At 63.1% G+C, this 25,885-nt stretch carries 22 protein-coding genes; 4 read left to right on the top strand and 18 right to left on the bottom strand.

Annotated features, from left to right (window positions below):
* Positions 1-97 precede the first annotated feature (97 nt).
* From IEW81_RS13905 to IEW81_RS13850, 12 genes are all read right to left on the bottom strand, one after another.
* Positions 98-853, bottom strand: a complete 756-nt coding sequence (locus IEW81_RS13905; protein WP_097061038.1) for an FtsQ-type POTRA domain-containing protein — start codon at positions 851-853, stop codon at positions 98-100.
* A gap of 288 nt (positions 854-1,141) precedes the next feature.
* Positions 1,142-2,542: a UDP-N-acetylmuramate--L-alanine ligase gene (murC, locus tag IEW81_RS13900; protein WP_097061039.1), complete on the bottom strand. Its 1,401-nt coding sequence runs from the start codon at positions 2,540-2,542 to the stop codon at positions 1,142-1,144.
* Positions 2,543-2,566: 24 nt separating this feature from the next.
* Entirely contained in the window at positions 2,567-3,646 is a 1,080-nt protein-coding gene (locus IEW81_RS13895) for a UDP-N-acetylglucosamine--N-acetylmuramyl-(pentapeptide) pyrophosphoryl-undecaprenol N-acetylglucosamine transferase (protein ID WP_097061040.1), read from the bottom strand.
* Positions 3,643-4,836, bottom strand: a complete 1,194-nt coding sequence (gene ftsW, locus IEW81_RS13890) for a putative lipid II flippase FtsW (protein ID WP_218840024.1) — start codon at positions 4,834-4,836, stop codon at positions 3,643-3,645. Before ftsW ends, IEW81_RS13895 begins: the two co-directional genes overlap by 4 nt.
* A gap of 40 nt (positions 4,837-4,876) precedes the next feature.
* Positions 4,877-6,403 (bottom strand): UDP-N-acetylmuramoyl-L-alanine--D-glutamate ligase, encoded by a 1,527-nt coding sequence (murD, locus tag IEW81_RS13885; protein ID WP_097061042.1) that lies wholly within the window; start codon positions 6,401-6,403, stop codon positions 4,877-4,879.
* A gap of 2 nt (positions 6,404-6,405) precedes the next feature.
* Complete coding sequence (gene mraY, locus IEW81_RS13880; protein WP_097061043.1) at positions 6,406-7,503, bottom strand: phospho-N-acetylmuramoyl-pentapeptide-transferase; 1,098 nt, start codon at positions 7,501-7,503, stop codon at positions 6,406-6,408.
* A complete protein-coding gene (locus IEW81_RS13875) occupies positions 7,500-8,903 on the bottom strand; it encodes a UDP-N-acetylmuramoyl-tripeptide--D-alanyl-D-alanine ligase (protein WP_097061044.1) in 1,404 nt (467 codons plus the stop codon). The genes mraY and IEW81_RS13875 overlap by 4 nt, the downstream gene beginning before the upstream one ends.
* A gap of 85 nt (positions 8,904-8,988) precedes the next feature.
* Positions 8,989-10,722, bottom strand: coding sequence for a peptidoglycan D,D-transpeptidase FtsI family protein (locus IEW81_RS13870; RefSeq protein ID WP_097061045.1), 1,734 nt, complete (start codon positions 10,720-10,722; stop codon positions 8,989-8,991).
* 47 nt (positions 10,723-10,769) lie between these two features.
* On the bottom strand, positions 10,770-11,348 hold the full coding sequence (gene ftsL, locus IEW81_RS13865; RefSeq protein ID WP_097061046.1) for a cell division protein FtsL: 579 nt from the start codon (positions 11,346-11,348) through the stop codon (positions 10,770-10,772).
* The gene (rsmH, locus tag IEW81_RS13860) at positions 11,345-12,298 is read right to left on the bottom strand and encodes a 16S rRNA (cytosine(1402)-N(4))-methyltransferase RsmH (RefSeq protein ID WP_097061459.1); all 954 of its coding nucleotides are present in this window, start codon (positions 12,296-12,298) and stop codon (positions 11,345-11,347) included. Before rsmH ends, ftsL begins: the two co-directional genes overlap by 4 nt.
* Before the next feature lie 125 nt (positions 12,299-12,423).
* On the bottom strand, positions 12,424-12,855 hold the full coding sequence (gene mraZ, locus IEW81_RS13855; RefSeq protein WP_097061047.1) for a division/cell wall cluster transcriptional repressor MraZ: 432 nt from the start codon (positions 12,853-12,855) through the stop codon (positions 12,424-12,426).
* A gap of 248 nt (positions 12,856-13,103) precedes the next feature.
* Positions 13,104-13,481: an SCO2097 family morphological protein gene (locus IEW81_RS13850; protein ID WP_097061048.1), complete on the bottom strand. Its 378-nt coding sequence runs from the start codon at positions 13,479-13,481 to the stop codon at positions 13,104-13,106.
* A gap of 91 nt (positions 13,482-13,572) precedes the next feature.
* Here IEW81_RS13850 and IEW81_RS13845 point away from each other — a divergent pair, with 91 nt between their 5' ends.
* Positions 13,573-14,694 (top strand): polyprenyl synthetase family protein, encoded by a 1,122-nt coding sequence (locus IEW81_RS13845; RefSeq protein ID WP_097061049.1) that lies wholly within the window; start codon positions 13,573-13,575, stop codon positions 14,692-14,694.
* Positions 14,695-14,726: 32 nt separating this feature from the next.
* Here the strand turns inward: IEW81_RS13845 and IEW81_RS13840 are convergent, their stop codons facing one another.
* Positions 14,727-15,068 (bottom strand): Rv2175c family DNA-binding protein, encoded by a 342-nt coding sequence (locus IEW81_RS13840; protein WP_097061050.1) that lies wholly within the window; start codon positions 15,066-15,068, stop codon positions 14,727-14,729.
* Between the two features lie 189 nt (positions 15,069-15,257).
* Here IEW81_RS13840 and IEW81_RS13835 point away from each other — a divergent pair, with 189 nt between their 5' ends.
* Both IEW81_RS13835 and pknB read left to right on the top strand, forming a co-directional pair.
* A complete protein-coding gene (locus tag IEW81_RS13835) occupies positions 15,258-16,634 on the top strand; it encodes a LysM peptidoglycan-binding domain-containing protein (RefSeq protein WP_097061051.1) in 1,377 nt (458 codons plus the stop codon).
* Between the two features lie 121 nt (positions 16,635-16,755).
* A complete protein-coding gene (pknB, locus tag IEW81_RS13830; protein ID WP_097061460.1) occupies positions 16,756-18,729 on the top strand; it encodes a Stk1 family PASTA domain-containing Ser/Thr kinase in 1,974 nt (657 codons plus the stop codon).
* A 14-nt stretch (positions 18,730-18,743) separates the two neighbouring features.
* On the opposite strand, the gene IEW81_RS13825 is transcribed toward pknB, so the two are convergent.
* The 3 genes from IEW81_RS13825 to IEW81_RS13815 all read right to left on the bottom strand — a co-directional run bounded on the left by IEW81_RS13825 (position 18,744) and on the right by IEW81_RS13815 (position 21,884).
* The gene (locus IEW81_RS13825; protein WP_097061052.1) at positions 18,744-20,114 is read right to left on the bottom strand and encodes a class II 3-deoxy-7-phosphoheptulonate synthase; all 1,371 of its coding nucleotides are present in this window, start codon (positions 20,112-20,114) and stop codon (positions 18,744-18,746) included.
* A gap of 69 nt (positions 20,115-20,183) precedes the next feature.
* The gene (locus IEW81_RS13820; RefSeq protein ID WP_097061053.1) at positions 20,184-20,873 is read right to left on the bottom strand and encodes a lysophospholipid acyltransferase family protein; all 690 of its coding nucleotides are present in this window, start codon (positions 20,871-20,873) and stop codon (positions 20,184-20,186) included.
* A 66-nt stretch (positions 20,874-20,939) separates the two neighbouring features.
* Entirely contained in the window at positions 20,940-21,884 is a 945-nt protein-coding gene (locus IEW81_RS13815; RefSeq protein WP_097061054.1) for an ROK family glucokinase, read from the bottom strand.
* A 134-nt stretch (positions 21,885-22,018) separates the two neighbouring features.
* Between IEW81_RS13815 and IEW81_RS13810 the strand changes: the two genes are divergently transcribed.
* Positions 22,019-23,851, top strand: a complete 1,833-nt coding sequence (locus IEW81_RS13810; protein ID WP_097061461.1) for an AMP-dependent synthetase/ligase — start codon at positions 22,019-22,021, stop codon at positions 23,849-23,851.
* 11 nt (positions 23,852-23,862) lie between these two features.
* Here the strand turns inward: IEW81_RS13810 and IEW81_RS13805 are convergent, their stop codons facing one another.
* Positions 23,863-24,354: a peptide deformylase gene (locus IEW81_RS13805; RefSeq protein ID WP_097061055.1), complete on the bottom strand. Its 492-nt coding sequence runs from the start codon at positions 24,352-24,354 to the stop codon at positions 23,863-23,865.
* 4 nt (positions 24,355-24,358) lie between these two features.
* A complete protein-coding gene (locus tag IEW81_RS13800) occupies positions 24,359-25,864 on the bottom strand; it encodes a MinD/ParA family ATP-binding protein (protein WP_229671415.1) in 1,506 nt (501 codons plus the stop codon).
* Between the last annotated feature and the right edge of the window lie 21 nt (positions 25,865-25,885).

Here is a 25,885-nt window from a genome sequence, read left to right as displayed (position 1 = left end):
TTGAGAGTAGGTCGACCATGACCGCACAGAGCGCAACAGTGCCAGCGTGTCGCATGTGCATGCCCGAATGTCGCGCAACGGCCCCGCCGCGGCAGCATCAGCTGGGGCGGAAAATTCCGTTGCCCGGCGCAGACACGTCGAACACTCCGGGCTGATTCGGATCCGTAAGTCCGATCAGTGCTTTTAGCAGGCTCGCTTTGCGCACCGAATCATCGGCGCTTCCCCACGTGACGCCCTGTCCAACACCCGTCAACACGAGCGCCACATCATCCTGGGTGCTGGCGGTGACGCTGTCGACCTGCGCGAGGGTCTCCGGAGGAAGAGCCAGCAGGACTGCCACCATCGACGAGAAAGCCGGCCCGGTAAGGTCGCCGCTCGGCACGTTCAGGATCGGAACTCCGGCGATGCGCTCCGCCGATTGCTGGAGAACGATTCCGGCCGGGTCGACGAGTTCGTAGATGGCGCCCGCCTTCACCGAACCGACCGGCGCGCGCTCGGTGATGTGGATGCGAAGAGTGTCGGGCGGCACTATCTCGGTCACGTAGCTGCGGATCAGCGGAAACACCGTGAGATCCTTCGTGATCGCGTCATGGTCGAGCAACGCGAGCGGCGTTCCGAGCTGCCCCTCGACAGCCGTCTGAACTTCGGCGGCATCGATGCGTGATGTGCCGTCGACCGTGATGGTGCGCAGAGCAAGGATCGGCGAGTAGACGGCAGCAAAAATCAGTCCGATCACTGTCGCCAACAGTGCGCCCGCGACGGCGAAACCGATGTTCCGGTTGCGGGCACGACGGGTGAAGCGCCTGACCTCGGCTCGCTCGAACCTGCGTCGCTCGCGAGCCGCGCGTCGCATGTCGGCTCGGGTTGAGGCATCCGGTCGCGCAGCGCGTCGCGAAGCACCTCGGGATATCCGGGGAGAACGCTCTTGTCGGTTCGGTTTTGGTGTCTCCCGAATCGTCTCCCGAGCGATCGGTGCCGGTGGAGCGCCCACCGGAGCGCTGGCCACTGGCCGTCGCACCGCGACAGGTGTGCGCTGGGGGGCGGGTGTCGGCTGTGCCGACGGAAATGACGCGGAGAGTCGCTTACGTCGTGGTGGCGGTTCGCTGGGCTTCGGATCGAAGCCGTCAGGGCGTTTCACCGGCTAACCCCGCCTGATCTCATCGAGGGACGACAAAAGCTGGGGAACTATGCGGTAGACGTCCCCACAACTGAGGGTCATGATGAGGTCGCCATCACGAGCGATCTCGGCTGCCCGGTCGGCAGCCTGCTGCCAGTCGGGCAGGTAATCCACCCTGCCCTGATCGGTGAACAGCTCAGAGACAGTCGCTCCCGTCACCCCGGGGATCGGATCTTCCCTGGCACCGAACACATCGAGCACAATCGTGTGGTCGGCGAGCTGTTCGTATGCCTCAGCGAATTCCCCGGCCATGTCACGCGTCCGGCTGTAAAGGTGGGGCTGGTGCACGGCGATGATCCTGCCGCCACCCACCACGCTGCGTGCTGCGCTGAGTGCGGCGGCAACCTCGGTCGGATGGTGCGCGTAGTCGTCGTAAACCCGCACGCCACGCACCGTGCCGTGAAGCTCGAACCGGCGTTCGGTGCCCGCGAATGTCGCGATACCGTCCAAAGATTTCGTCGGGTCAAAACCCAACCCGACGAGCACCGCGAACGCCCCGGCCGCGTTGAGCGCGTTATGGTGACCGGGAATGGTGAGAGTGGCTGGGTAATCCTGCCCCTGCCACGAAAGCTGGAAGGCGACGGGGCCGTCGGTGACCACGGAATGCAGGCGCACATCGGCCGCGGCATCCTCACCGAATGTCAGCACACGGCGATGGTCGAGCATGCCCGTCACCCTCACCGCACCCGGGTCGTCGCTGGACACCACCACGAGCTCTTTCGCACGCTCGGCAAACGTCACGAAGGCAGCGTCGAACGCGTCATGGCTGCCGTAGTGGTCGAGGTGGTCTGCGTCGACATTCGTGATGAGCGCCACGGCCGTGTCGTACAGCAGGAACGATCCATCGGATTCGTCGGCCTCCACGATGAAGAGCTCCCCCTCACCAAACGACGAGCTGACGCCGAGAGACTGGATCACTCCCCCGTTGACGAAGCTCGGAGAAGCATCGAGAGCGAGCATCGCGGTGATGATCATGCCGGTGGATGTCGTCTTGCCATGCGCACCAGCCACGGAGACCAGCCGTTTGTGGTTGATCAGCCAGGCCAGCGCCTGTGACCGGTGGAGCACAGGGATGCCGCGGCGGACCGCCTCGAGGTACTCGGGATTGTCTGGCCAGAGCGCACCGGTGTAGACGAGCGCATTCGCTGCGCCCACATTGGCAGCGTCGTGACCGATGAACACCGTCGCACCCAGGTCACGCAGGCCAGTCGTGTTGTGGTTTTCCGAACGGTCTGACCCGGTGACGGTGTGACCCGCGGAGAGGAAAAGCCTCGCGATACCGCTCATCCCGCTACCGCCGATACCCGTGAAATGCACGGCACCCAGTTTCGTGGGCAACGCCATGGTGAGGTCAGGATGGATCATTGGCCTGATTTTACCCCGTCGACGCTATTTGGACGCGAGGGCGCGGCCGATGAGCTCGACCATCCTGTCGGTTCCGTCGAGAGCGCCCGTGGTTGACATCCGAACCGCCATCTCGGCGACCGTCGCCCGGTCGCGCAGCAATGGCACCAGTTGGTCAGCGACCCACTCCGGCGTGAATGCCGAGTCACGGACGAGGATGGCACCGCCGGCAGCCACGGCACCGCGAGCATTGAGGCGCTGCTCTCCATTACCTACCGGATACGGCACGAACACGGCGGGAATGCCGAGCGCCGCCGCCTCGGCAACGGTGGAGGTGCCTGATCGTCCCAGCGCCAGGTCGGCGACACCGAGCGCGAGATCCATTCGATCCATGTATTTGACGACGACGTAGCCCGCGAGCTTCGGGTCGATGACGGTATCGCGATACTCCCCGGTGACGTGGATGACCTGCCAGCCTGCACCGAGGATGAGGGTGATCGACTCGGAGATCGTGGCGTTGATACTCCTGGCTCCCGACGATCCTCCCGTGACCAGCAGCGTCGGCTTTCCCCCATCCAGGCCGAAGAGGCGGATGCCCTCCCCGCGTGCCTCGAACCTGTCGAGTTGCTCGATCTCACGTCGAAGCGGCATACCGACGAACCTGCCACCCCTGATCTTCGTGCCCTCGAATGCCACGCCGACGAAGGGTGTGAACATCGCCCCCATCCGGTTCGCCAGTCCCGGTCGCGCGTTCGCCTCATGGATCGCCAGCGGAACGTGTTCGGCCCTGGCAGCAAGATATGCGGGCGCCGAGACGTAGCCCCCGAATCCGACGACGACGTCCACCGAATGATCGACGATGATCTTCCTGACGGCATCGATCGTGCCCCGGAGAGCGCGCGGAAACTCGAGCGCTTTCGCATTTGGTCGTCGAGGCATGGGCACTCGGTCGATCGTGAGCAGTTCGTAGCCCCGCTCGGGAACCAGCCTGGCCTCGAGCCCCTCCCGCGTGCCGAGCACGAGCACAGTGGATCCAGGCTCTCGTTCACGCAATCGGTCGGCTACAGCAAGCAGCGGGTTGACGTGGCCCGCGGTTCCACCGCCCGCCAGGAGGTATGTGGTCATACGCGCGAGCGTAGTCGCTGAGCGGCGAGCATTCGCGAGCGCTCAGCCGGGCTCTGCTCGATGGTGGGCTCTGGAAACGCTCGTGTCGTTCGAGCAAACGAGAGCACGATGCCGATACCGAGCAGGTTGGCGATCAGGGCCGTGCCGCCCGCCGAGATCAGCGGCAGTGGAACCCCCAGCACCGGCAACACGCCCAACACCACCGCGATGTTGACGAATGCCTGTCCGATGACCCAGACCATCACGCCGGAGGTAACGATGCGGGCAAAACTGTCTGTGCTCGCGCGGATGATCCTCACGAAAGCGATAGCCAGAACGATGAACAAGACCAGCACAACAATGGCGCCGATCAGGCCGAGCTCTTCCCCGATGATCGCGAAGATGTAGTCGCTGCTTGCTGCAGGCAACCAGTTCCACTTCGCGACGGAGTTGCCGAGCCCTTTGCCGAACCATCCCCCGGCGGCGAGAGCCCAGTTGGCGTGCTCGGGCTGCCAGCAGTATCCGGAGTAGTCGTCGGCCGTGCATCCATTCAGCCAGATCTCGATACGCGAGGTGCGGGAGGAGTTCGCCTTGGAGAACAGGTAGGCGAGCACCGCAACCGCTGCGGCGCCGACGGCGAGGAACCTGAACCTGACTCCCCCGAAGTAGAGGAGCCCAAACAGGATGAGGATCATCACTGCAGCGGTTCCGAGGTCGCCGCCGATGAGTACGAAGCCGATCGCTGCGGCCGAGATCGGTGCGATCGGGAGAAGGACGTGGCGCCAGTCCTCCAGAACACTCTGCTTGGTGGAGAGGATCCAGGCGACCCAGACGATCAGGGCGATTTTGACAAACTCCGACGGTTGGGCGGTGAACCCGCCGATTGCGATCCAGTTTCGGTTACCACCGGAGACGATGCCGATTCCGGGGACGAAAACCAACAGTTGTAAACCGCCTCCGATGAGAAGTGCCGGCCATGCCCATTTTCTCCAGAAAACCGCGGGCAGGCGCGATGCAACGAGCATCAGCGGGATACCGATGACCGCGAACAGTCCCTGCCGTGCAAAACGGCCGAAGAAGCCCTGCTCGGCGATGTACGACTCGATCGTAGAGGACGACAGCACCATGACGAGGCCGAAGATGACGAGAAACAGGGTGACGCCGAAAAGGAGGAAGTAGTTGCTGTTCTCAGCGGCGAAAATGCGGCGCAAAGGGATCCTGGCAGTCGACGGGCCGGGCCCGGACTGGGGGTTAGGGCGTCCCCGTGGGTGGCCGCGCGGATGTCTGGTCGTCATCTGCGCCACCTTCCAGGTAATCGTTCACGGCCGCGGCGAATCGCCGGCCGCGGTCCGCATAGTCGATGAACTGGTCCATAGATGCCGCGGCCGGAGCCATGAGAACGGTGTCGCCGTTCACGGCGACACCGGCGGCAGCTTTGACCGCCTCAGGCATCACCTCATCAGTGTCTGTTGCGAGCACTTCGAACACCGGCACCTGAGGCGCGTGTCGCGCTAATGCTTCAACCACAGGTTCACGGTTGAGGCCGATGACGACTACCGCACGAAGCCTCGCCGCGTGCGTGGAGACGAGCAGGGAAATGTCCACACCCTTCAGCAGACCGCCCACGATCCACACCACGGACTCGAACGAACGCAGTGACGCGTCAGCCGCATGGGAGTTGGTCGCCTTCGAATCATCAACCCAGGACACTCCCCCGCCCCGGGCGACCACCTCCGTACGATGATGATCGATGGTGAAGGTAGTGAGCGCGCCCGTGATGGACTCGGCAGCCACACCGGCGCACCGCGCGAGCGCGGATGCCGCCAGCACGTTGGCCAGCATGTGCGGGCTCGAGAGCCCGACGGCGGCGAGCTCGCCATGAGTGGTGAGTTCGATCGCAGAATTATGGCGATCCTCGTGGAATGCTCGATCAATAATGATTCCGTCGACCATTCCGAGGTCGCTGGGCCCCGGGGTATCGAGCCCGAAGCCGACCGCTCGGCATCCCTCGAGCACCTCCGCGTCTTCGACCATGCGCATCGTCGCGAGGTCGGCTCGGTTATAGACGCAGGCGATCTTCGTGTTGAAGTAGACCGTGGCCTTGGCATCCACGTAAGCCTCACGCGAACCGTGCCAGTCGAGATGGTCGTCGGCGAGGTTGAGGCAGACGCTGGCGAGCGGTGCGATGGCCCCTGGGCCGCTGCGCGGCATCCAGTGCAGCTGGAAACTTGACAGTTCGACCACGATCACATCGAAGCCCTGCGGGTCGCGGATCGCGTCAAGCACGGGCACACCGATATTGCCGGCAGGCACGGCACGAAGGCCACCGGCGACCAGGAGATGGGTGGTCAGTTGCACCGTGGTTGTCTTGCCGTTGGTGCCGGTGACAGCGATCCACTCCGCGGGGCTGCGCAGCTTGTCACGCAAGCGCCAGGCGAGCTCGATGTCGCCCCAGATCGGGATGCCGCCAGCCGAAGCCCAGGCGATGAGGGGGTGATCGAGACCGAACCCCGGTGACACGATCACCAGCTCGGCATCGAAGCCAGCCAGCTCCGCCGGGATCGTGTCGGTTCCGTGATGCTGCACGAACCGTCCGCCGATCACATCGAGCATCTGGCGACGCAGGTCCCCGGCCGCGGCCGCGACGACAAGCACCTCTGCACCCAACTCCAGGAGGGTGTCGGCGGCCGCAAAGCCGCTCACCCCGAGCCCCAGAACGGCGACCCGAAGGCCCCGCCATTCCGCGTTCCAGCTCGTGAGCGTGTCGAGATCGCGCATGGCTAGCGAGTGACCCATTCGAGATAGAAGATGCCGACGCCAGAGGCGACGAACAGCGAGGCGATGATCCAGAACCTCACCACCACGGTGATCTCGGCCCAGCCCTTGAGTTCGAAGTGGTGGTGCAGCGGGCTCATCAGGAAGATGCGTTTGCCCTTTGTCACCTTGAAGTAAGCCCGCTGCAGGATGACCGAACCGGTGACCACGAGGAACAGGCCACCGATCAGCACGAGCAAAAGCTCGGTGCGCGTCAGGATCGCCAGCGCCGCCAGAGCTCCACCCAGGCCCAGTGAGCCCGTGTCGCCCATGAAGATCTGCGCCGGAGATGTGTTGTACCAGAGGAATCCGACAAGGCTTCCGACGATCGCGGCCGCAATCACGGCAAGATCGAGTGGATCTCGCACGTTGTAGCAGTACGCGAGGTTCTCGTCGAGGAGGCTGGTGCTGTAACAGGCCTGATTGTTCTGCCAGAAGCCGATGAAGATGTACGCGGACAGCGCGAAGATGGACGCGCCGGTAGCGAGACCGTCAAGCCCGTCAGCGACATTCACGCCATTGGACGCACTCACGATGATGAGCGTCGACCACAGCGCGAACGCGATTCCACCGCCGATCACGCCAAACGTAGCGAAGTCGAGCCAGGGGATATCCCGCACGGCCGAGATCATCGTGGATGCAGGGGTCAGGTTGTTCTCGTCAGGAAAATTGAGAGCAATCGCGGCGAAGATACCCGCGACAATCACCTGGCCCAGCACCTTGGACCATCCACCGAGCCCCAGGCTTCGCTGGTTGCGCGTCTTTAAAAAGTCGTCGACGAATCCGACGGCGCCCAGACCGACCATCAGAAAGATCACGAGCATGCCGACGAGGGTCATGTCGACCCTGCCCACGATATGTCCGACGACGTACCCGACTATCGACCCAAGGATGAAGATGATCCCACCCATGGTGGGCGTGCCGCGCTTGGTGTGGTGCGTCTGTGGACCGTCATCCCTGATGAACTGGCCCCACTTGAGCCGGTTGAAGAGCTTGATGAACAGTGGCGTCAGGAAGAGGGTGAAGACCAGTCCGGTTCCGCCGGCCACGAGAAGGGCGATCACGTGGTGATCCCGGCCAGCCTGTCACCCAAAAAGCGCAGGCCAGCGGAATTGGATGATTTCACCAGCACGACGTCACCCTTGCGCAGCCTGCCATGCAGCACGTCGTAGGCCTCGTCGACCGTGTCGACGAGAATCGACTCGCCATCCCACGACCCCTCGAGGCCGGCGGCATTATGAATATGGCGAGCGTTATGACCGACGACCACCAACTGCTTCACGTTCAGACGCACGGCGAGACGGCCCATGCGATCATGCTCTTCGTTGGCGTAATCGCCCAGCTCCGCCATCTCACCCAGCACGGCGAACGAGCGACGCTCGGGCCCCGTGACCTGGGCAAGAGTCTTCAACGCTGCCGCCATGGAGTCCGGACTCGCGTTATAGGCATCGTTGATGATGACGACCCCATCAGGATTCTCCATGACCTCCATACGCCATCGCTCGGCTCTGGTCATGGTCTCGAGTGCGCGAACCGCGGCCGCGACATCGATTCCCAGCGCGCGCGTCGCCGCGATGGCCGCGAGGGCGTTCGTCACGTGATGCTCCCCCAGGATGCGCAACTGCACCGAGTGGGAGTAACCGTCGACGAGAAGAGTGAACGACGTGCCGTCCACGGTCGTGTCCACATCTATCGCCCTGACGTCTGCGGAGGCATCCAACCCAAACCAGCACAGCTGCGCCGAGGTGAGCTCAGCCATGCGGCTGACTCGACCGTCATCAGCGTTGAGTACGGCAAACGAGGTCGGGGGGAGGTCGCGGACCATCTCGGACTTCGCCAGCTGGGTCACCTCGGGACTGCCGAACTTGCCGACGTGAGCGAGCCCCACGGTCAACACGATGCCGACGTCGGGTTTCGCGATCGAAACGAGCTTGGTGATGTCGCCGATGGCATCAGCGCCCATCTCGACAACGAGAAAACGAGTCGATTCAGTGATGCCGAGCATCGAAATGGGAGCCCCCACCTCGTTGTTGAATGAGCCAAGCGGCGCGACGGTGCTGCCCTGGTCAGCGAGAATCGCCCAGAGCATATTCTTCGTGGTCGTCTTGCCATTGGATCCTGTGACAGCGACGACCTTCAGGTCGCCGCTGGACCTCACCCGGGACACCACGACCCTCGCGAGGGACGAGAGTGCCAGCAACCCGTCGGCCACAACGATCTGGGGCACAGAAACCGGCTGCTCCCGCTCGACGACGAGAAGAGCTGCTCCGGCATCCACGGCTGCCTGGACGAAAAGGTGACCGTCAGTGAGCTCGCCGGGCAGTGCGAAGAAAATAGACCCGGGCACAACCTTCCGCGAGTCGGTGTGAACGTCGCCACCGACCACGAGCAACCCGCAATCCGGGGTTCCCACGAGCGCGCCACCGACCGCCTCCACGATCTCGTCGATTCGCAGATCGATCATCGAACAACCATCATGTCGCTGTGGTTACTGATCTTCGTTCGGTACATCGCTGGCTGTTGCTCCTGGCCGTCGGATTTCGGTGGCTTCACCAGTTCACGGGCAAGTCAGGAGCCGGAGATGTTGACGGCGGCACCCGGAAAGTGGTGAGGGTCTGGGCCATGACATCGCGCCAGGTCGGGGCGATGAGTCCCGAGAACACCCTATCGGGGATGCCAGCAGTCACGACGACGGCGTACTGCGGATCGTCTGCCGGGGCTACTCCTGCGTAGGAGATCACGACGTTATTATCCGAATACCCGCCGTCGACCGCTACCTCCGCGGTCCCACTTTTGACCGCCGTACGGTAGCCGGGAATCTGCAGCCTCGGGGCGGAGCCGCTCTTGTTCGCCACCTGCTCCATCATCGCCACGGTCTGCCCTGCCGCCGACTCGGACAGCACCTGCCTGCCACCGGTAGTCGAAACCCCGGTGTTCGTGCCGTCGGAGTGCTCGCAGCCCTCGACGAGGGTCACGGGCATCCTGACGCCCTTATTACCGATGGTCTGGAAGATACTGGCCATCTGGACCGAGGTGGCACTCATCCCCTGGCCGTACTGCACCGCATAGTTCGTGCGCCCGAACCATTGGTCGGCGTCGGGGAGCTGGCCAGCGGATTCACCGTTGAAATTCACCTCCGTGTACTGCCCGAGGCCGAAGGCAGCCATGTAGTCATGGCGTTTCGGCGCTGGCAACCTGTCGGTGAACTGTGCGACAGCGACGTTGGATGACTCGACCAAAGCTCCCGCGAGGGTGAGATTCACGGTGTCGTGGTAGAACGCGTCGTGGATTGAGCTGCCGTCGGGCTGCTCGAGCGAGTAGGGCACGACCACGCCATCCCCCGGGCTGACCGCGCCCGAATCAACGAGGGATGCCGCGGTCAGGGCCTTCATCGTGGATCCCGGCTCGTACGGCGTGCTGAAGGCCCGCGAACCCAGGGCTTCACGCGGTGCGTCGTCGACGTTGTTCGGATCGAGCGTGGGCCAGTCCGCGACAGACATCAGATGGCCATCGGCGACGCGGATGACGACCGCCGTCGCCCAGGTCGCACCGAGCTCGAGCGCTGTCTGCTCCATGCGCTGCTGCACGTAGAACTGGAGGTCACGATCGATGGTCAACCGCAGCGTTCCACCGTTCTTGCTCTGTTGCGTCACGACCTCGCTGCCAGGAAGGGCGGTTCCGTCTTCACCCTTCTCGTACGTCACCGAACCGTTGTCGCTCGCGAGGCACTCGTCCTGGCTCAACTCGAGGCCGGCCTGCGGACCATCCGTTCCGATGAATCCGACGAGGTTCCCGGCGATCTCCCCGTTCGGGTAGCTTCGGGCGGACTTTCGCTCAGGGTAGATCCACGAAACGTCGAGCGCATCGATCTGCTCGAACACGTCGAGCGTGACGCCCTTGACGAGATACATGAAGTCGGAGGTGGGATCGGCCAGGATCTCGGCGTACATCGCGGCCGGGTCCTGTTTGGTAATGGCGGCGATCTCCGCAAGTTGGGCTGGAACCGACACCGCGGCATTCTGTGGCAGGAGGGCGACCCTCGGCGATGCAGTGATGTCGTATCGCAGCACACTGTCGGCGAGGACGGCACCGTTCGCGTCGATAATGTCGCCGCGCACGCCATAGGTCGTGATCGTCTTACCCCGCTTGTCGAGGGATGCCGCATTGAACTCGTCAGCTCGAACCACCTGGATATCCACCAGCCGAACGACGAAGACACTGACGATCGCGAAGACGATAAGCACAGCGAGCGAAATCCTGGCGCGGCCGCTGCGTGTTCTCATGTCGTGCGCATCCTCAGGTTCGGCGGGTCAGGATCAACGGGTCAGAATCAACGGGTCACCGGCGCCGGAAGCGCGTTCGTGGCCGGCGGTGCATCACCAGTCTGCGATGCGGCGGCTGGTGCCACGACAGGTGCCACGGCGTTTCCTGTTGTCGCCCCCGTGGCGTTCACCAGGGGCATCCCGGCTAGCAGCGAATTCGTGATGAGGTTACAGCTACCGCCGCATCCCATCGGGTCGGCTGTCCCGGGTGAGCCGTAGACTGCGCCGGTGTCCATGTTCAGCGTCAGCGGCGCTGGATTCGGCACCATCCCCAGGTGGGCCGCCTGCGTCGCGAGGTTTTGCGTCGAGCCATAGAGGTTCAGGTTCTCGCTGAGTGCATCCTGCGTACGCAGCAGTTCCTTCTGTTCCTGCTGCAAAGCCTCGATCTGGAACGCACCATCGGAGACGACGATACTCAGCAACAGCTGGGCCGCGAAGATCGCGAAAAGACTCATGATAGTGACCACCGCGTAGGCCAGCTTCGGGCGGGCCCTGCGCTGTTCACGCGTGGTGACGATCTCAATGTGACGATGGGGCGACGGGGCCGGAGCGACAAGCGGTCGGGCGTACGCAGCTGTGCCGCTCATGCTATTTCCCTAAGTTTCTCGACGGCTCTGAGCCGTACAGGAGTGGCGCGTGGATTGCGCGACTTCTCTTCGTCGGTCGCAAGCTCCGCCCCGCGGACGAGAAGCTTGAGTTCTGGGCGGTGCTCGGGCAGTTCGACGGGAAGTCCTCGTGGAGCCGTCGAGGCCGACCGAGCCTGCACCACGCGTTTGACGATGCGATCTTCCAGCGACTGGTACGAAAGCACGACCATGCGGCCACCGACCTCGAGGGAGTCGACCGCTGCCGGGATCGCGCGTTCGAGCACAGCCAACTCCTGGTTGACCTCGATGCGCAACGCCTGGAATACCCGCTTCGCGGGGTGACCGGCGCGCTGGGCGGCGGCGGGGGTGGCGGCGATGACGAGCTCAACCAGCTCGGCCGAGGTTTCAAGGGGCTTGTCAACGCGACGCTGCACAATTCGGCTCGCGAACCGTGGGGCGAGCTTCTCGTCGCCGTACTGGTAGAAGATGCGACGCAGTTCCTCTTCGCTGTAGGTCGCCAGGATCTGTGCGGCCGTGCGCTCGCTCGATGCGTCCATCCGCATATCCAGCGGAGCATCCTTGGAGTAGGAGAACCCGCGCTCGACCCGATCGAGTTGGAGCGACGAGACACCGAGGTCGAACAGGATTCCCGAGGCCTTCGGGATTCCGAGTCCAGCCAGTGCCCGGCCGAACTCGTCGTACACGGCATGCACGAAGTGAACCCGCCCTGCGAACGGCTCAAGCCGGCGACGCGCGATGGTGAGCGCATCCTGGTCCCTGTCGATTCCGACGAGGGTGATGCGTGGAAACCGCTCGAGAAACGACTCGGCGTGGCCCGCCATCCCCAACGTTGCGTCGACGAGCACAGCTCCATCACGCTCGAGGGCAGGAGCCAGGAGCTCGATGGTGCGTTCGAGCATGACCGGGGTGTGGATGGTGTTGTCAGCCATGTTGATCCGGGAGATTCGAAGGACTTCATCGTTGACGCTGATCCCCATCCGGTGCGACCTGGCATCGGGGAAGAAAGCCAGGGCGTACGGCTGGGAGTCAGCGTCAACGAGTGTGAGAACAGGAATCAGAAGAGACCCGGGATCACCTCCTCCGTCGTATTGGCGAAGTCGGCTTCGGCGCTCTCGTAGTAGGCGTTCCAGGCCTCGGTGTTCCAGATCTCGGCGCGATCTCCCGCGCCGATGACGGTCAGCTCCCGCCCCAGCCCCGCGTACTCACGCAGGTTCGCAGGAATGGTCACGCGGTTCTGGCTGTCGGGGATCTCCTGGTTTGCGCCCGAGAGAAAAAGCCGCAGGAAATCACGATTCTGCTTGCTCGTCAGAGATGCCTGTCGCACCTTGACCTGAATGTTCTCGAACTCGCGCTGACTGAAAACGTAGAGGCACCGCTCCTGGCCGCGAGTGACGACCATGCCCGACGACAGTTCGTCGCGGAATTTCGCGGGCAAGATGACCCGGCCCTTATCGTCCAGCTTGGGGGCATAGGTGCCTAGGAACACGGCAGCCTCCCCTCATTCTCCGGCCCGGATTCAGGTTTACTCCACTTTACTCCACTTTGCTCCACAAACTCCATAAAACAACCAAATCAGGACGATAAATATCGAATATTTCCCGCAAATACAGGTGAATCAAAAGTGGAGGAAAATCTAGCTCCATGCTCGAATAGAAGTCCCTTTGGGTACAAAAAAGGGCCAGCCCGAAGGCTGACCCTGTTCCTACTCTGCTCTCGACCCGAGAGGTCGCGAAACTACTCGCGGCCGTCCTGGCGTTTATCCCAACGGTCATTGAGATTCGACATGAAGCTTGTCGAGCCGCCGCGAGACTTCGGCGCTGTCGGGGGGGCTGGTGGCATCTGCGCCGAACCACGGCGCGGCGGAGCAAAAATAAGGAGAACGCCAGCGAACATCACGGCAAATCCCAGTATCCCGATGATGGGCTGTCGAACGATTACTCCGGCGACAAGCGTGGCCACACCTGCGACACCGATCAGCACACCGATGACGAGGACCCGGTAGTTGGTCTTGCCCCGGTTGGGATTGACGGTGGCGACGAAGTCGGCATCATTTTGGTAGAGACTGCGCTCCATCTCCTCAAGGAGACGCTGCTCCTGCTCGGAAAGTGGCATCCTGGCCCCTCATTTCTCGGGATCTGCGCGTGAAATCCACTAAACGCAGGTGAGTCAATAGTACGCCCGCCGTGATGGCTAGGCTAGACGGGTGGCTGAGAGTACGCGGTTAGTTGACCTTGTTCAACTGAGAATCGACGAGTTTGTATCCGAACGCACCGTGGAACTGGCGGCGATCGCGCCAGAACTCGGGCAATTCACGGATGTGACTCTGTCGTTCCTGTCTGGTGGGAAGAGGTTTCGGGCCCTGTTCTGCTACTGGGGATGGCAATCCGTGACTTCGGCGGTCGATGAATTCGATCCGCTCGCCCGCTCCACGACCGAGGCTGTCCTGCCGGGAATCGTGCTCGCGGCGTCTGCCCTCGAGGTCTTTCACGCGGCCGCGCTCGTGCACGACGACATCATGGACAACTCAGACACACGCCGCGGCGCCCCGTCAGCTCATCGAAGATTCGAGTCGATCCATCGCGACGGTGGCTTCAGGGGGGATGCCGCCGCCTTCGGTCGCTCATCGGGACTGCTGCTCGGCGACCTGCTCCTGGGCTGGAGCGATGAACTATTCGATCGCGGCACATCGATGCTCGACGATCGAGCGGCCGGAGCCGCTGGCCGCACCGAATTCGCCACCATGCGCACCGAGGTGACCGCGGGGCAGTATCTCGACATCCTGGAGGAGAACGCGTGGGCTACCTATCCGGAAGCCGAGGCGCTTCCCCGGGCTCACAGGGTGATCGTCTATAAGTCTGCCAAGTACAGCGTCGAGGCTCCACTCGCGATAGGTGCAGCACTCGGGGGCGCTTCCTCGGCTCAGGTCGCCGCGCTTCGAGCCTTCGGGCTCCCGCTCGGGGTCGCCTACCAGCTGCGCGACGACATGCTGGGCGTCTTTGGGGATCCCACGGTCACGGGAAAGCCGGCCGGGGACGACCTGCGTGAAGGCAAGCGCACTGTGCTTGTTGCTCTCGCGCGGACAAAGCTTCCCATTCACCTTCGAAACGTCGTGGACGACCTACTCGGCGATCCGGAGCTGGATGTACGTCAGGTGGAGATGATCCGGTCTGCCATGGTCGACTGCGGGGCCGTCGACCATGTCGAGCGCATCATCGAACACAATGTCGGCCTGGCCAGAGCGGCCATCCAGGATGCGCCGCTTGCCACGTCAGCTCGTGCTCAACTACTCGATCTGGCGGACACAGTCACGCAGCGCGTGGCCTGAGGAGGCCGTTACGCGCTGATCCGCGCTGACACTCAGAAGCCGAGGGCCTGCGCCACACGACGAACTTCGGCCTTGCGACCAGCCGTCAGCGCCTGGATCGGGCTGACGCCGAGGCTGTCGTCGGTGTTCAACAGCCACCTCAGTGACTCTTCATCGCTGAAGCCGCTGTCGCCGAGCACGATAAGCGTTCCCTTCAACTCCCCGAGTGGCTCCCCTTCGACGATGAAGGCGGCGGGGACCTTCCATTCACCCTCGATCCGGCTGGCAAGCAGCGCACGGTCCTCGATCAGGCGGCGAACCTGGCTTACTTTGAGACCGAGCATGTCGGTCAGGTCGGGAATGGTCAGCCACTGCACATCGGGTGTTTCGGTCACTCTCCAAGCCTGCCACGAGACCGCTCGAATTACCGGTTTGACACCTCTAAACGCTATGTTTCGAGCGGGTAAATTGGTGTCACACCAGTCACATTGGTTGACACCGGTTACCACCTGTGCCACCGTGGTAAAAAATGCCACCCGAAAACGGCGAGCACATTCACGGGGGCGAGAGGCGGAGACACCACAATGGCAACCCATCCGAACTCCAACGACAACGTCGCTCGACTTGTCTTCGCGGGGCTCACACCCACCAGCCACACCCAGGTGACGCCAGCACCGCGCTCGCCTGCCGGGCGAAGCCAGGCCCGTCGAAGAGCAGTTGCGCAGACAGCACTAACGACCGGTTCAGTCCTGCTCGTCGGGTCCATGGCGGCTATGACCCTCAACCTCACCGGGCCCGTCGATGCTGCTGATGCAAGACCCGTTCTCAAGACCCGCGGTGCCGCGATGGAACTCGGCAAGACGATTCGGGAGGCGATGGCTGCGGCGAATTCCGCGATCAAGTCGACCGCGGCAACACTCGTTCGCACCGCCACTGATCCGGCACCGATCTCGTACACCGTGGCCGCCGGCGACACCATCAGCAGCATCGCAGGCGCAAACGGCCTTTCGACAGCATCAGTCCTCGCACTCAACGGACTCGGCTGGTCGTCACTCATCTTCCCCGGCCAGGTGCTCACACTGGGAAACCTCGTCGTCCCGGCCCCGGTCGCCGAAGCAGTCGTCGAGGTCTCACCGACGGTCAGGTACACGATCGTCGCCGGCGACACGATCAGCGCGATCGCCGCGAGATTCGGCGTCTCGACCGCCACCGTGCTTAGCGCGAACGGCCTGGGAGCATCCAGTCTCATCTTCCCCGACCAGACGCTGACCATTCCGACCATGCTGGTTCCCACACCGGCGAGTGAACCAGCCCTTGCCGTCGACCTCGCGTCGAATGCGACGCCGCTCGCCTCCGGGCATTCGTACACCATCGTTTCCGGCGACACGATCGCGGGGATCGCCGCGACACTGGGTTTCAGCCAACAGGCGCTTCTCGATGCGAACGGACTGCAGGCATCCAGCCTCATCTTCTCCGGCGAATCGCTCGACCTGCCGGGGTCGCTAGCGGCACCCACGACCATCAGCACTGCCTCGACCGGCTCGAGCGTGACCATCATGAACGAGGAAATGCGTGCCAACGCTTCCGTCATCGTTCACGTCGGTCACGAACTGGGTGTCCCGAGCGAGGGCATCGTGATCGCTCTTGCCGCTGCTATGCAGGAATCGACCCTGCGCAACCTCACCTGGGGTGATCGCGACTCCGTCGGACTGTTCCAGCAGCGACCGAGCGCCGGATGGGGTTCGGTCGATCAACTGACGACGCCGGCCTACTCCGCCAGGCTCTTCTACGGGGGCGCATCCAATCCCAATATCGGACGAACCAAGGGCCTGCTGGATATCGCCGACTGGCAGTCGATGCCACTCACTGTCGCAGCACAGTCCGTGCAGATCTCCGCATTTCCCGACGCATACGCGAAGTGGGAAGCTTCGGCGCAGGCCTGGTATTCGGAACTCGGCTGATCCAGCGTTCCCGCCTGAACCGTTCCCCATGCACCGGTTACCCGTGCGGATTGTCTGGCTGATCCGGCGCCAAGCCGTGTCAGGAGCACCGACGTTCAGGCTCGAACTTTAGACTCGTGTGGTGACCGTCAACAGCACCGACCCGATGATTGGTCGCCTTCTCGACGGTAGATACCAAATCCGGTCCCGGATAGCGCGCGGGGGCATGGCAACCGTCTACCTGGCGACAGACCTCCGCCTCGAACGACGCGTGGCGATCAAGGTCATGCACGGCCACCTTGCCGACGACAGCAAGTTCAAAGAGCGTTTCATCCAGGAGGCGAGGTCTGCCGCTCGCCTGGCTCATCCGAATGTCGTCAACGTCTTCGACCAGGGGCAGGACAGCGATATGGCCTACCTGGTCATGGAATACCTGCCGGGGATCACCCTCCGCGATCTCCTGACCGAGCACAAGCTGTTGACGACCGAGCAGACTCTCGACATCCTCGAGGCCGTGCTCGCGGGCCTTGCCGCCGCCCACAAGGCCGGAATCGTGCACCGTGACCTCAAGCCCGAGAACGTGCTGCTCGCTGACGACGGGCGCATCAAGATCGGTGACTTCGGGTTGGCGCGCGCGGCATCAGCCAATACTGCTACTGGCGCTGCACTCCTCGGCACGATCGCATATCTCTCCCCGGAGTTGGTGACGAGGGGCGTCGCTGATGCACGCAGCGATATCTACGCCATCGGCATCATGATGTACGAGATGTTGACCGGCGAACAGCCGTTCAAGGGCGAACAACCCATGCAGATCGCCTACCAGCACGCCAACGATTCAGTTCCGGCTCCCAGCCGCAAGAATGCGAAAGTCCCGGCAGAACTCGACGAATTGGTGTTGTGGGCGACCTCACGCGAACCGGATGATCGCCCCCGGGATGCCAGAGCGATGCTCGATCGCCTGTACGAGGTGCACAGCGACCTGATGACGGCGCTTCCGTCAACTGCCGCGACCTCCGTGCAGCGCACCATGGTCATGCCGACGGCGGCGGCGCAGGATCCCACGGCAGAAACCCAGGTCATCGGCCAGCGCGGACGCCTTCCGCTGGCACCGACCTCCGTGCATTCCCAGTCCGCTCTACTGAGGGCGGCTACCCCTGATGCGACAACGGCCCTGGCCCTCACCGAAAAGAAGCGCCGCAGCCGTACGCCGCTCATTGTGATCCTCATCCTGCTCCTCGTTGCCGCAGCAGGCACTGCCGGGTGGTATTTCGGATTCGGTCCTGGCTCGTCTGTCACCATTCCCTCCGATCTCGCCGGTACCACGACGGAAGCCGCGACAGCGGAGCTCACCGCGCTCGGCCTGGAAGTGAACCCCGAGAACGGTCAGATCAGTGATCCCGTGGTTGCCGCAGGCGCAGTCGCAGCAACAGATCCGGCTGGTGGCTCCAGTATCAATCGGGGTGGAGTCGTGCAGTTGCTGATATCCACCGGGCCCCAATTGCTCGACGTTCCGGCGTTCGCCGGTATGACCGAAGACGACGCGAAGGCAGCAATCGCCGCGGCCCGCTTCACTCTCGACGAGAACATCATCCGGCAGTTCGATGGCTCCATAGAGCAGGGCATCGTGATCGATGCTCTGGCCACGGACGGAACCAGCCTGACCGGGGTCGCCCAGTACTTTGAACGCCAGCCCGTGACTCTCATCGTTTCGGCTGGTGCCATTCCCGACGTCTCGGGCCTTACCGTCGACGAGGCAACCGCAGCCCTCGAGGAAGTTGGCCTGAGCTCTGGTGAGGTTCGCGAGGACGAAGACAGCGACACGATCCCGCAGGGTTCGGTTATCCGCGCCGTGCCCATCGCCGGAGCCGAGATCGTGCGGGTGGGCGACATCGTCGACCTGATCACGTCGAAGGGCGTCGAGCAGGTCGAGATTCCGGATGTGGTCGGCGAGTCATGGGCCGACGCCAAGCAACGCCTCGTCGACGCAGGATTTGACCTGCAGTACAACGGGGTCGCCGACCTGCTGCCCGGCTCATTCAGGGTGTCAGCGTTGAGCCCCGGGGGCGGGACGCTCGCCCCCAAGGGGAGCACTCTGAAGATCAGCTTCAGCGCCTGAGTAGGATTCGAAGCCTAGAAGGCGGTGAGCTCCTCAGCCACCAGGAACGCGAGTTCGAGCGACTGCATGTGATTGAGCCGCGGGTCACACAGTGATTCGTAGCGGGTCGCGAGGGTTGCCTCGTCGATCTGCTCGGAACCGCCAAGACACTCAGTGACATCGTCACCGGTGAGCTCGATGTGGATACCGCCGGGGTAGGTTCCCGCTGCACTGTGCGCAGCGAAGAACCCTTTAACCTCGTCGACGACATCGTCGAAGCGACGAGTCTTATAGCCGTTCGGTGTGGTGAGCCCGTTGCCGTGCATCGGGTCCGAGACCCAGAGTGGCGTGGCATCCATCGACTTGATCGCTTCGAGAAGTGGCGGGAGGGCGTCACGAACCTTCCCGGCACCCATGCGCGTGATGAAGGTCAGCCTGCCGGGTTCGCGGTTCGGGTCGAGCTTGTCGATCAAACGTTCCATGTCGTCGGCACTGGTCGACGGGCCGAGCTTGACTCCGATCGGATTGCGAACGCGGGAGAAGTAGTCGACGTGGGCGCCATCGAGGTTGCGGGTGCGCTCACCGATCCACAGGAAGTGCGCACTCGTGTTGTATGGCGTTCCCGTACGCGAGTCGATTCGCGTCATGGGGCGCTCGTAGTCCATCAGCAGCCCCTCGTGGCTGGAGTAGAACTCGACCCGCTTCAGTTCGTCGAAGTCAGCACCTGCTGCCTCCATGAACTTGATGGCCCTGTCGATCTCGCCGGCGACCTTCTCGTAAGCGTGATTGGCCGGATTCTGCGCGAACCCCTTGTTCCAGGAGTGCACCTGGCGAAGGTCAGCGAAACCGCCCTGTGTGAAAGCGCGCACCAGATTGAGGGTGGATGCCGCAGTGTGGTAGCCCTCGATGAGTCGGGCAGGGTCCGCCTCCCGCGATTCCGGAGTGAAGTCGAAGCCGTTGACGATGTCTCCCCGGTATGCAGGCAGGGTCACCTCGCCCCTGGTCTCCGTGTCGCTGGAGCGCGGCTTGGCGAACTGGCCAGCCATACGGCCCATTTTCACGATCGGCTTGGATGCGCCGTACGTGAGCACAACGGCCATCTGCAGAATCGTCTTGACCCTGTCCCTGATGTTTTGGGCTGTGGCGCCGGCGAACGTCTCGGCGCAGTCCCCACCCTGCAGCAGGAAGGCGTCGCCCTGGGCCGCCTTGGCGAGCCGCTCGCGCAGAACATCGACCTCGCCCGCGAAGACAAGCGGCGGCAGGCTGGCGATCTTCGCTGATGCTGCTCCCACAGCATCCGGATTCGGCCAGCTCGGCTGCTGCTTGATGGGCAGTGTCCGCCAGTAGTCGAGTCCGGCGATCACGTCTGGATCTGCGAGCACTATGGGTTCGGACGGGTCGACCACGGGATGGTTCCTTAGCTGTGACGGTTACTGGCGAATCGAGAACGGACTGGGGCCGAAGCCCCGCAAAGCCTATCGGCTCCGGGATGCCTTCTTCTCTTTGACCGAACTGGCGTAGACGTCGACATATTCCTGCCCGCTGATCCGACTGAGTTCGTACATGATCTCGTCGGTGATCGAGCGGAGGATGAACCTGTCGCTCTCCATGCCCTCGAACCGGGAGAAGTCGAGCGGCTCACCGAAGACGACGCCGATCCTGCGCACCTTGGGCAAGGTGCTTCCGACCGGCATGACCTTTTCTGTGTCGATCATGGCAACAGGCACGACCGGCACGTGCCCTTCGAGGATCATGCGGGCCACACCGGTGCGACCGCGGTACATCTTGCCGTCAGGGCTGCGGGTGCCTTCGGGGTAGATCCCGAGAACGTTCCCTTTCGCGATGACGGCGAGACCCATGTTGAGCGATGCCTCTGATGCCTTGCCGCCGGAGCGGTCGATCGGCAGCATTCCTGTGCCGAGCAGAAAGTGTTTGGTCGCCCAGTTCTTGAGTCCCTTGCCGGTGAAGTAGTCACTCTTGGCGAGGAAGTAGATGCGGCGGTCGATCAGGAGAGGCAGAAATATCGAATCGATCACCGAGAGGTGGTTACTCGCGAGGATCACTCCCCCGGTCTTCGGAATGTTCTCGAGCCCGACGATCCACGGCCTGAACACTGTCTTGATTAGCGGGCCAGCCACCAGGTTCTTCATGAACCAGTAGAACATCGCACAACCTCTTCACTGGGGAGCCTCCACTCTAATGCCGCCGGGCAGCGACCGAGAGTCGACCCGTCAGCCGAGCAGGCGACGTCGTGCGAGGTCTGCCGCTCCCACAACGCCGGCGTCGTTGACGAGCTCGGCGATCATGAAGGCGGGCTCTGGATGATAGCCGCGTGCGGGCAGGTTCTCCCGGTACGAGTCGCGGATCGGATTCAGCAGCAGGTCGCCCGCAACCGACACTCCCCCTCCGAACACGAACACCTCAGGGTCAAGGATCGCGCTGAGTGACGCACAGGCCTGGCCGAGCCAGTGCCCCAGCTGTTCCAGCGCCCGAAGCGCTCCGGCGTCGCCCGCCGCGATGAGCGTTCCGACAATAGTTCCGTCGAGGGCGCCTGCTACCCGTCTGGCATCGGCCAGGCCGAGTCCGATCCCCCCAACATCAGCGATTTCGTTGGCCATTCTCAGGAGGGCCCGACCCGAGCCGTACTGCTCGATGCATCCTCGCGCGCCACAACCGCAGGGCAGGCCGTCCGGGACGACGCGCATGTGGCCGAGCTCCGCTCCTGTGCCGAAGCCCCCACGAAAGAGCCCTCCGCGTGTCACGATGGCGCCGCCGACCCCAGTGCCGATGGTGAGCATAGTCATGTCGCCGACGGAGCGTCCGGCCCCGAAACGATACTCCGCCCAACCGGCGGCATTCGCATCATTGTCGATGGTTACCGGCAGCGACAGTCGCGCATTCAACCGATCACGCAGCGGCTCATTGCGCCAGTTGATGTTGGGCGTGTAGTAGACAATCGACTCTTCGACGTCGATGAATCCCGGTGCGGCGACGCCGACCGCGGCAATCTCGTGTTGTGCCGCGAGGCTATGCACCATGTCGACCACTGCATCGATTATCGCCTCCGAGTCGCCGGCGTTGGTGGCGATCCGCTCCTCGGCAAGAATGATCCCTGCCTCTGTCACCACGGCGCCCGCGATCTTGGTTCCACCGATGTCGATTCCTATGGCATGCACGGTCGCTGAGTTTACCCACGGGATGGCTATCGCCGCTTGACCGCTCTCTGGCGCGGCTCCGATTTCATGTGCTGCCCGCAGATCGCCACGTAGACTGGGCTTTCAAAGCCCCGCCCGGTGCCAAAGGAGATGCCGTGAAACAGTTCGACGTTCCCGCCCTAGTTGAAGCCGACCCGTCAGCGAACGCCACTGACCTGCTCATCGAGAGGGTCAGAGCGACTCCCGATCGGGCGTTGTTCTCGATCCCCACCGCAGAGGGGGGCTGGTCGGACATCACTGCTGCCGAGTTCCTCTCTCAGGTGACGGCCTTATCGAAAGGGCTCGTCGCCGCTGGCATCGAGCCCGGCGACCGCATCGGCATCATGTGCAGGACCAGCTACGAGTGGAGTCTGATCGACTTCGCCGTGTGGTTCGCCGGTGCCGTGCTCGTGCCGATCTACGACACGTCTGCGCCGAGCCAGATCCTCTGGAACCTGACGGATTCCGGGGCAGTCGGAATGATCACGGAGACGGCAGACCACTTCGCCCGATTCGACGAGATCCATGCCGATGTTCCCGCTGTCGCTCACACCTGGATGATCGATACCGGCGACCTCGCCAAGCTCGCCGCATCCGGTGCCGGTGTCTCAAGCGAGGAGATCGAGCGTCGACGCAACCTCGCCAACGGTTCAGACCTCGCCACCCTCATCTACACCTCGGGGACGACAGGCAAGCCCAAGGGGTGCATCCTGACCCATTCCAACTTCGTTGAAACGTGCCGCAACTCAACCCTGGCCATTCCCGAGGTCGTGAACCCGGAATCGAGCACCCTGCTGTTCATCACCATGGCTCATGTGTTCGCCAGGTTCATTGCTGTGCTGTCGGTGCACGGCGGCGTGAAGGTGGGCCACCAGGCCGACACGAAGCAGTTGCTGCCCTCCATGGCCTCGTTCAAACCAACCTTCCTGCTCGCCGTACCCCGGGTGTTCGAGAAGGTCTACAACTCGTCTGAGCAGAAAGCCGAGAGCGGCGGTAAGGGCAAGATCTTCCGCAAAGCCGCTCAGGTCGCAATTGCGCACTCCAAGGCCGTCGATGCTGGCAGCGTTCCGCTCGGCCTGAAGCTCCAGTTCGCGGTGCTCGACAGACTCGTCCTGAGTAAAATCCGCGCGGCTCTGGGCGGTCGCGTCGTGTACGCAGTTTCGGGTTCGGCTCCGCTGGGGCTCCGACTCGGTCACTTCTATCGCAGTCTGGGGATGACCATCCTCGAGGGATACGGCCTCACCGAGACCACCGCTCCCATTTCCGTCAACCTCGCATCCAATTTCAAGATCGGCAAGGTCGGCCCCCCACTGCCGGGTGTGTCTGTGCGCATCGCCGACGACGGTGAGATCCAGGCGAAAGGCGTCGACGTTTTCGCAGGCTACTGGAACAACGAGGCTGCCACGGCGGAGGCCTTCGACGGCGAGTGGTTCCGCACTGGCGACATCGGAGTCATCGATGACGATGGATACCTCGAGATCACGGGCCGCAAAAAAGAGATCATCGCCACAGCCGGTGGCAAGAAGGTCGCACCAGCAGTGCTCGAGGACCCGATCCGGGCCAATCCGATCATCAGCCAGGTCATCGTCGTGGGTGACCAGAAACCGTTCATTGCTGCTCTCATCACGCTCGACGATGAGATGCTTCCGGTCTGGCTCAACAACAACGGACTGGATGCGACGATGACGATCGCCGAGGCTGCGAGCAACCCCAGGGTCATCGCCGAGGTCCAGTCGGCGGTCGATGCGTCGAACTCGCAGGTCTCCCGAGCCGAATCCATCCGCAAGTTCCTCATTCTCGATGTCCAGCTCACTGAGGAGAGTGGGCACCTCACTCCGAAGATGAGCATCAAGCGCAACGTGATCCTGAAAGATTTCGCTGACTCAATCGAAGGGATGTACTCCGGTGCTGGCGCCCCCGCCACCGAGGGCATCTCGATGAGCCAGTAGCGGCCGAAAAATCAGTACCAGGGGGCCATGCGGATCAACCGCATGGCCTCTTTCTTTGCTCCCGGCTCCAGGCCCTCGATGAAAAGGTGGCCATCGAGGTGATCCGTCTCATGCTGGAGGACCTGTGCCATGAGACCCTCACCGCTGAGTTCGACGGAATTTCCAGCCAGGTCGACGCCTGTCACGCGAGCGGACGGGAATCTGAGTCGCGGGAAGTAGAAACCGGGCACAGAAAGACAACCCTCATCGACCAGTTCGGCATCGCCGGAGGTTTCGACGAGCTGTGGGTTGATGATGTAGCCGACCTCGCCATCGATGTTGTAGCTGAAAGCCCTCAGGCCGACACCGATCTGGTTTGCTGCTACTCCCGCCCGCCCGGGAAGGCGCACCGTCTCCAGCAGGTCGTCGACCAGCAGGGCGGCCCTGGGGTCGCCGATCCTGATCGGATCACAGGCCGACCGCAAAACAGGGTCGCCGAATACTCGAATGTCACGTACCGTCATCGGTTCAGGATGCCCGGTACTCGCTGAGACCGTCGACGACGATGGCAGCTAACTCCCGAGCTGCATTACGCGTGTTGGGCCTGAGCGAGTGGTACCTGATCACCGACCCGGTCGCGAGTGACCGGTCATACGGAATGCGGGCAATCGCGCGCACCCTCGACTGGAAGTGTGCCTCGATCTCTTCGAGCTTCACCAGGTTGGTGCCGTGTGTGGCCGTGTTGAGGGCGACAACGGCGTTCCTGACGAGGTCTGGGTACCCGTTGGATTCGAGCCAGGTGAGGGTCTCAGAGGCGAGCCTCGCCTCGTCGACACTGCCGCCGGAGACGACGATCACGGAGTCTGCACGCTGCAGCGTCGCACTCATAGCGGAATGGAGCATCCCGGTGCCGCAGTCGGTAACGGCAATCGAATAAAAGCGCTCGGCGATGTCAGCGACCACGTTGTAATCATCCTCGTCGAAGGCCTCGGAGATCGTGGGGTCTGCGTCTGACGCCAGCACGTCCATGCGGGTCTCGTCGCGGGAGATGAGGGTCTGGAACTCGCTGAAGGTGCCCACCGAACGAGCCCGCGTGATCACGTCTCGCACGGTAGCCCTGGTATTGCGCGTGATGCGCTCGGCGAGGGTACCTCGGTCGGGGTTCGCGTCGATAGCGATGACCCTGTCTTCGCGCACGTCGGCCAAGGCCATCCCCAGAAGCGCCGAGATCGTCGTCTTGCCCACTCCACCCTTGCGAGTCAGGACGGCCACGAATCTTGTACCGCCCTCGAAGTTCTTGACGATGCGGGCGTCGATGGATTTGCGATTGCGCACGGCATAGGAATCGCCGATATTAACTGCGTGGAATGTGACCTGGTAGACCACCTGCTGCCAGAAGCCCTCTGGTTCAGGTTTGCGATTGCGCTTACCGTTGGAAATCAGCCGGTCGGCGGTCAGCATGGTTGACGGTTCGGGGGCCGTCGATACCTCGCCCCGCTGGCGGCCGCGACGGGTGTAGACATCATCCGGCGCTGGCAGGGCGGGGATGATGACCTCTTCTTCCTCCACTACCTCAGGCACTGTCATGGCCTGTTCGGACGACATCGTCACGGTCGTGGTGGCCGGTCCGGTGACATCCATGTAATCGGGGTTGATAGCTATGTCGGAGATCGAAATTGCTGCCTCGTCGTCGGGGGTGACGTGCACCTGCACCGGCAGGGCCACCGTGAACGTCATTCTCTCGGTAGTCGGCTCGATGAGCGCCAGGTCCGAGAGCGGCTCGGGCTCGGGCTCGTCCCGCTGGTCGGCATCGTCGCCGTATGCCCGATCCGGCTCAGAACCCATGTCGTCCGCCGAGCCCGTTGCGTCAACGTCGGTCGACCCTGCTGCTTCGGACGACGCAGCGGTGTCCTCCGACCCTGCTTCTTCGGACGACCCAGCTGTGTCCTCCGACCCTGCTGCTTCGGACGACGCAGCGGTCTCCTCTGGCTCTGCGTCAGCAGTGTCGTCATTCGTGGTGCGACTGTTAGGCAAGGTCGTTCCCTTTCGGTGCAA

The sequence above is a fragment of the Salinibacterium xinjiangense genome, assembly GCF_014645015.1.
Classification (GTDB): domain Bacteria; phylum Actinomycetota; class Actinomycetes; order Actinomycetales; family Microbacteriaceae; genus Rhodoglobus; species Rhodoglobus xinjiangensis.
Note: the sequence above shows the minus strand (reverse complement) of the source record. Positions and strands in the feature narration are given on the sequence as shown.

Coding starts and splice junctions, on each gene's coding strand:
- rsmH (WP_097061459.1), bottom strand. CDS start 12,298: ATGGCTGACAACACCATCCACACCCCGGTCATGCTCGAACGCACCATC.
- murC (WP_097061039.1), bottom strand. CDS start 2,542: ATGATCCATCCTGACCTCACCATGGCGTTGCCCACGAAACTGGGTGCC.
- IEW81_RS13905 (WP_097061038.1), bottom strand. CDS start 853: ATGCGACGCGCGGCTCGCGAGCGACGCAGGTTCGAGCGAGCCGAGGTC.
- murD (WP_097061042.1), bottom strand. CDS start 6,403: ATGCGCGATCTCGACACGCTCACGAGCTGGAACGCGGAATGGCGGGGC.
- IEW81_RS13870 (WP_097061045.1), bottom strand. CDS start 10,722: ATGAGAACACGCAGCGGCCGCGCCAGGATTTCGCTCGCTGTGCTTATC.
- IEW81_RS13850 (WP_097061048.1), bottom strand. CDS start 13,481: ATGCCACTTTCCGAGCAGGAGCAGCGTCTCCTTGAGGAGATGGAGCGC.
- ftsL (WP_097061046.1), bottom strand. CDS start 11,348: ATGAGCGGCACAGCTGCGTACGCCCGACCGCTTGTCGCTCCGGCCCCG.
- IEW81_RS13895 (WP_097061040.1), bottom strand. CDS start 3,646: ATGACCACATACCTCCTGGCGGGCGGTGGAACCGCGGGCCACGTCAAC.
- IEW81_RS13875 (WP_097061044.1), bottom strand. CDS start 8,903: ATGATCGATCTGCGAATCGACGAGATCGTGGAGGCGGTCGGTGGCGCG.
- IEW81_RS13820 (WP_097061053.1), bottom strand. CDS start 20,873: ATGTTCTACTGGTTCATGAAGAACCTGGTGGCTGGCCCGCTAATCAAG.
- IEW81_RS13805 (WP_097061055.1), bottom strand. CDS start 24,354: ATGACGGTACGTGACATTCGAGTATTCGGCGACCCTGTTTTGCGGTCG.
- IEW81_RS13835 (WP_097061051.1), top strand. CDS start 15,258: ATGGCAACCCATCCGAACTCCAACGACAACGTCGCTCGACTTGTCTTC.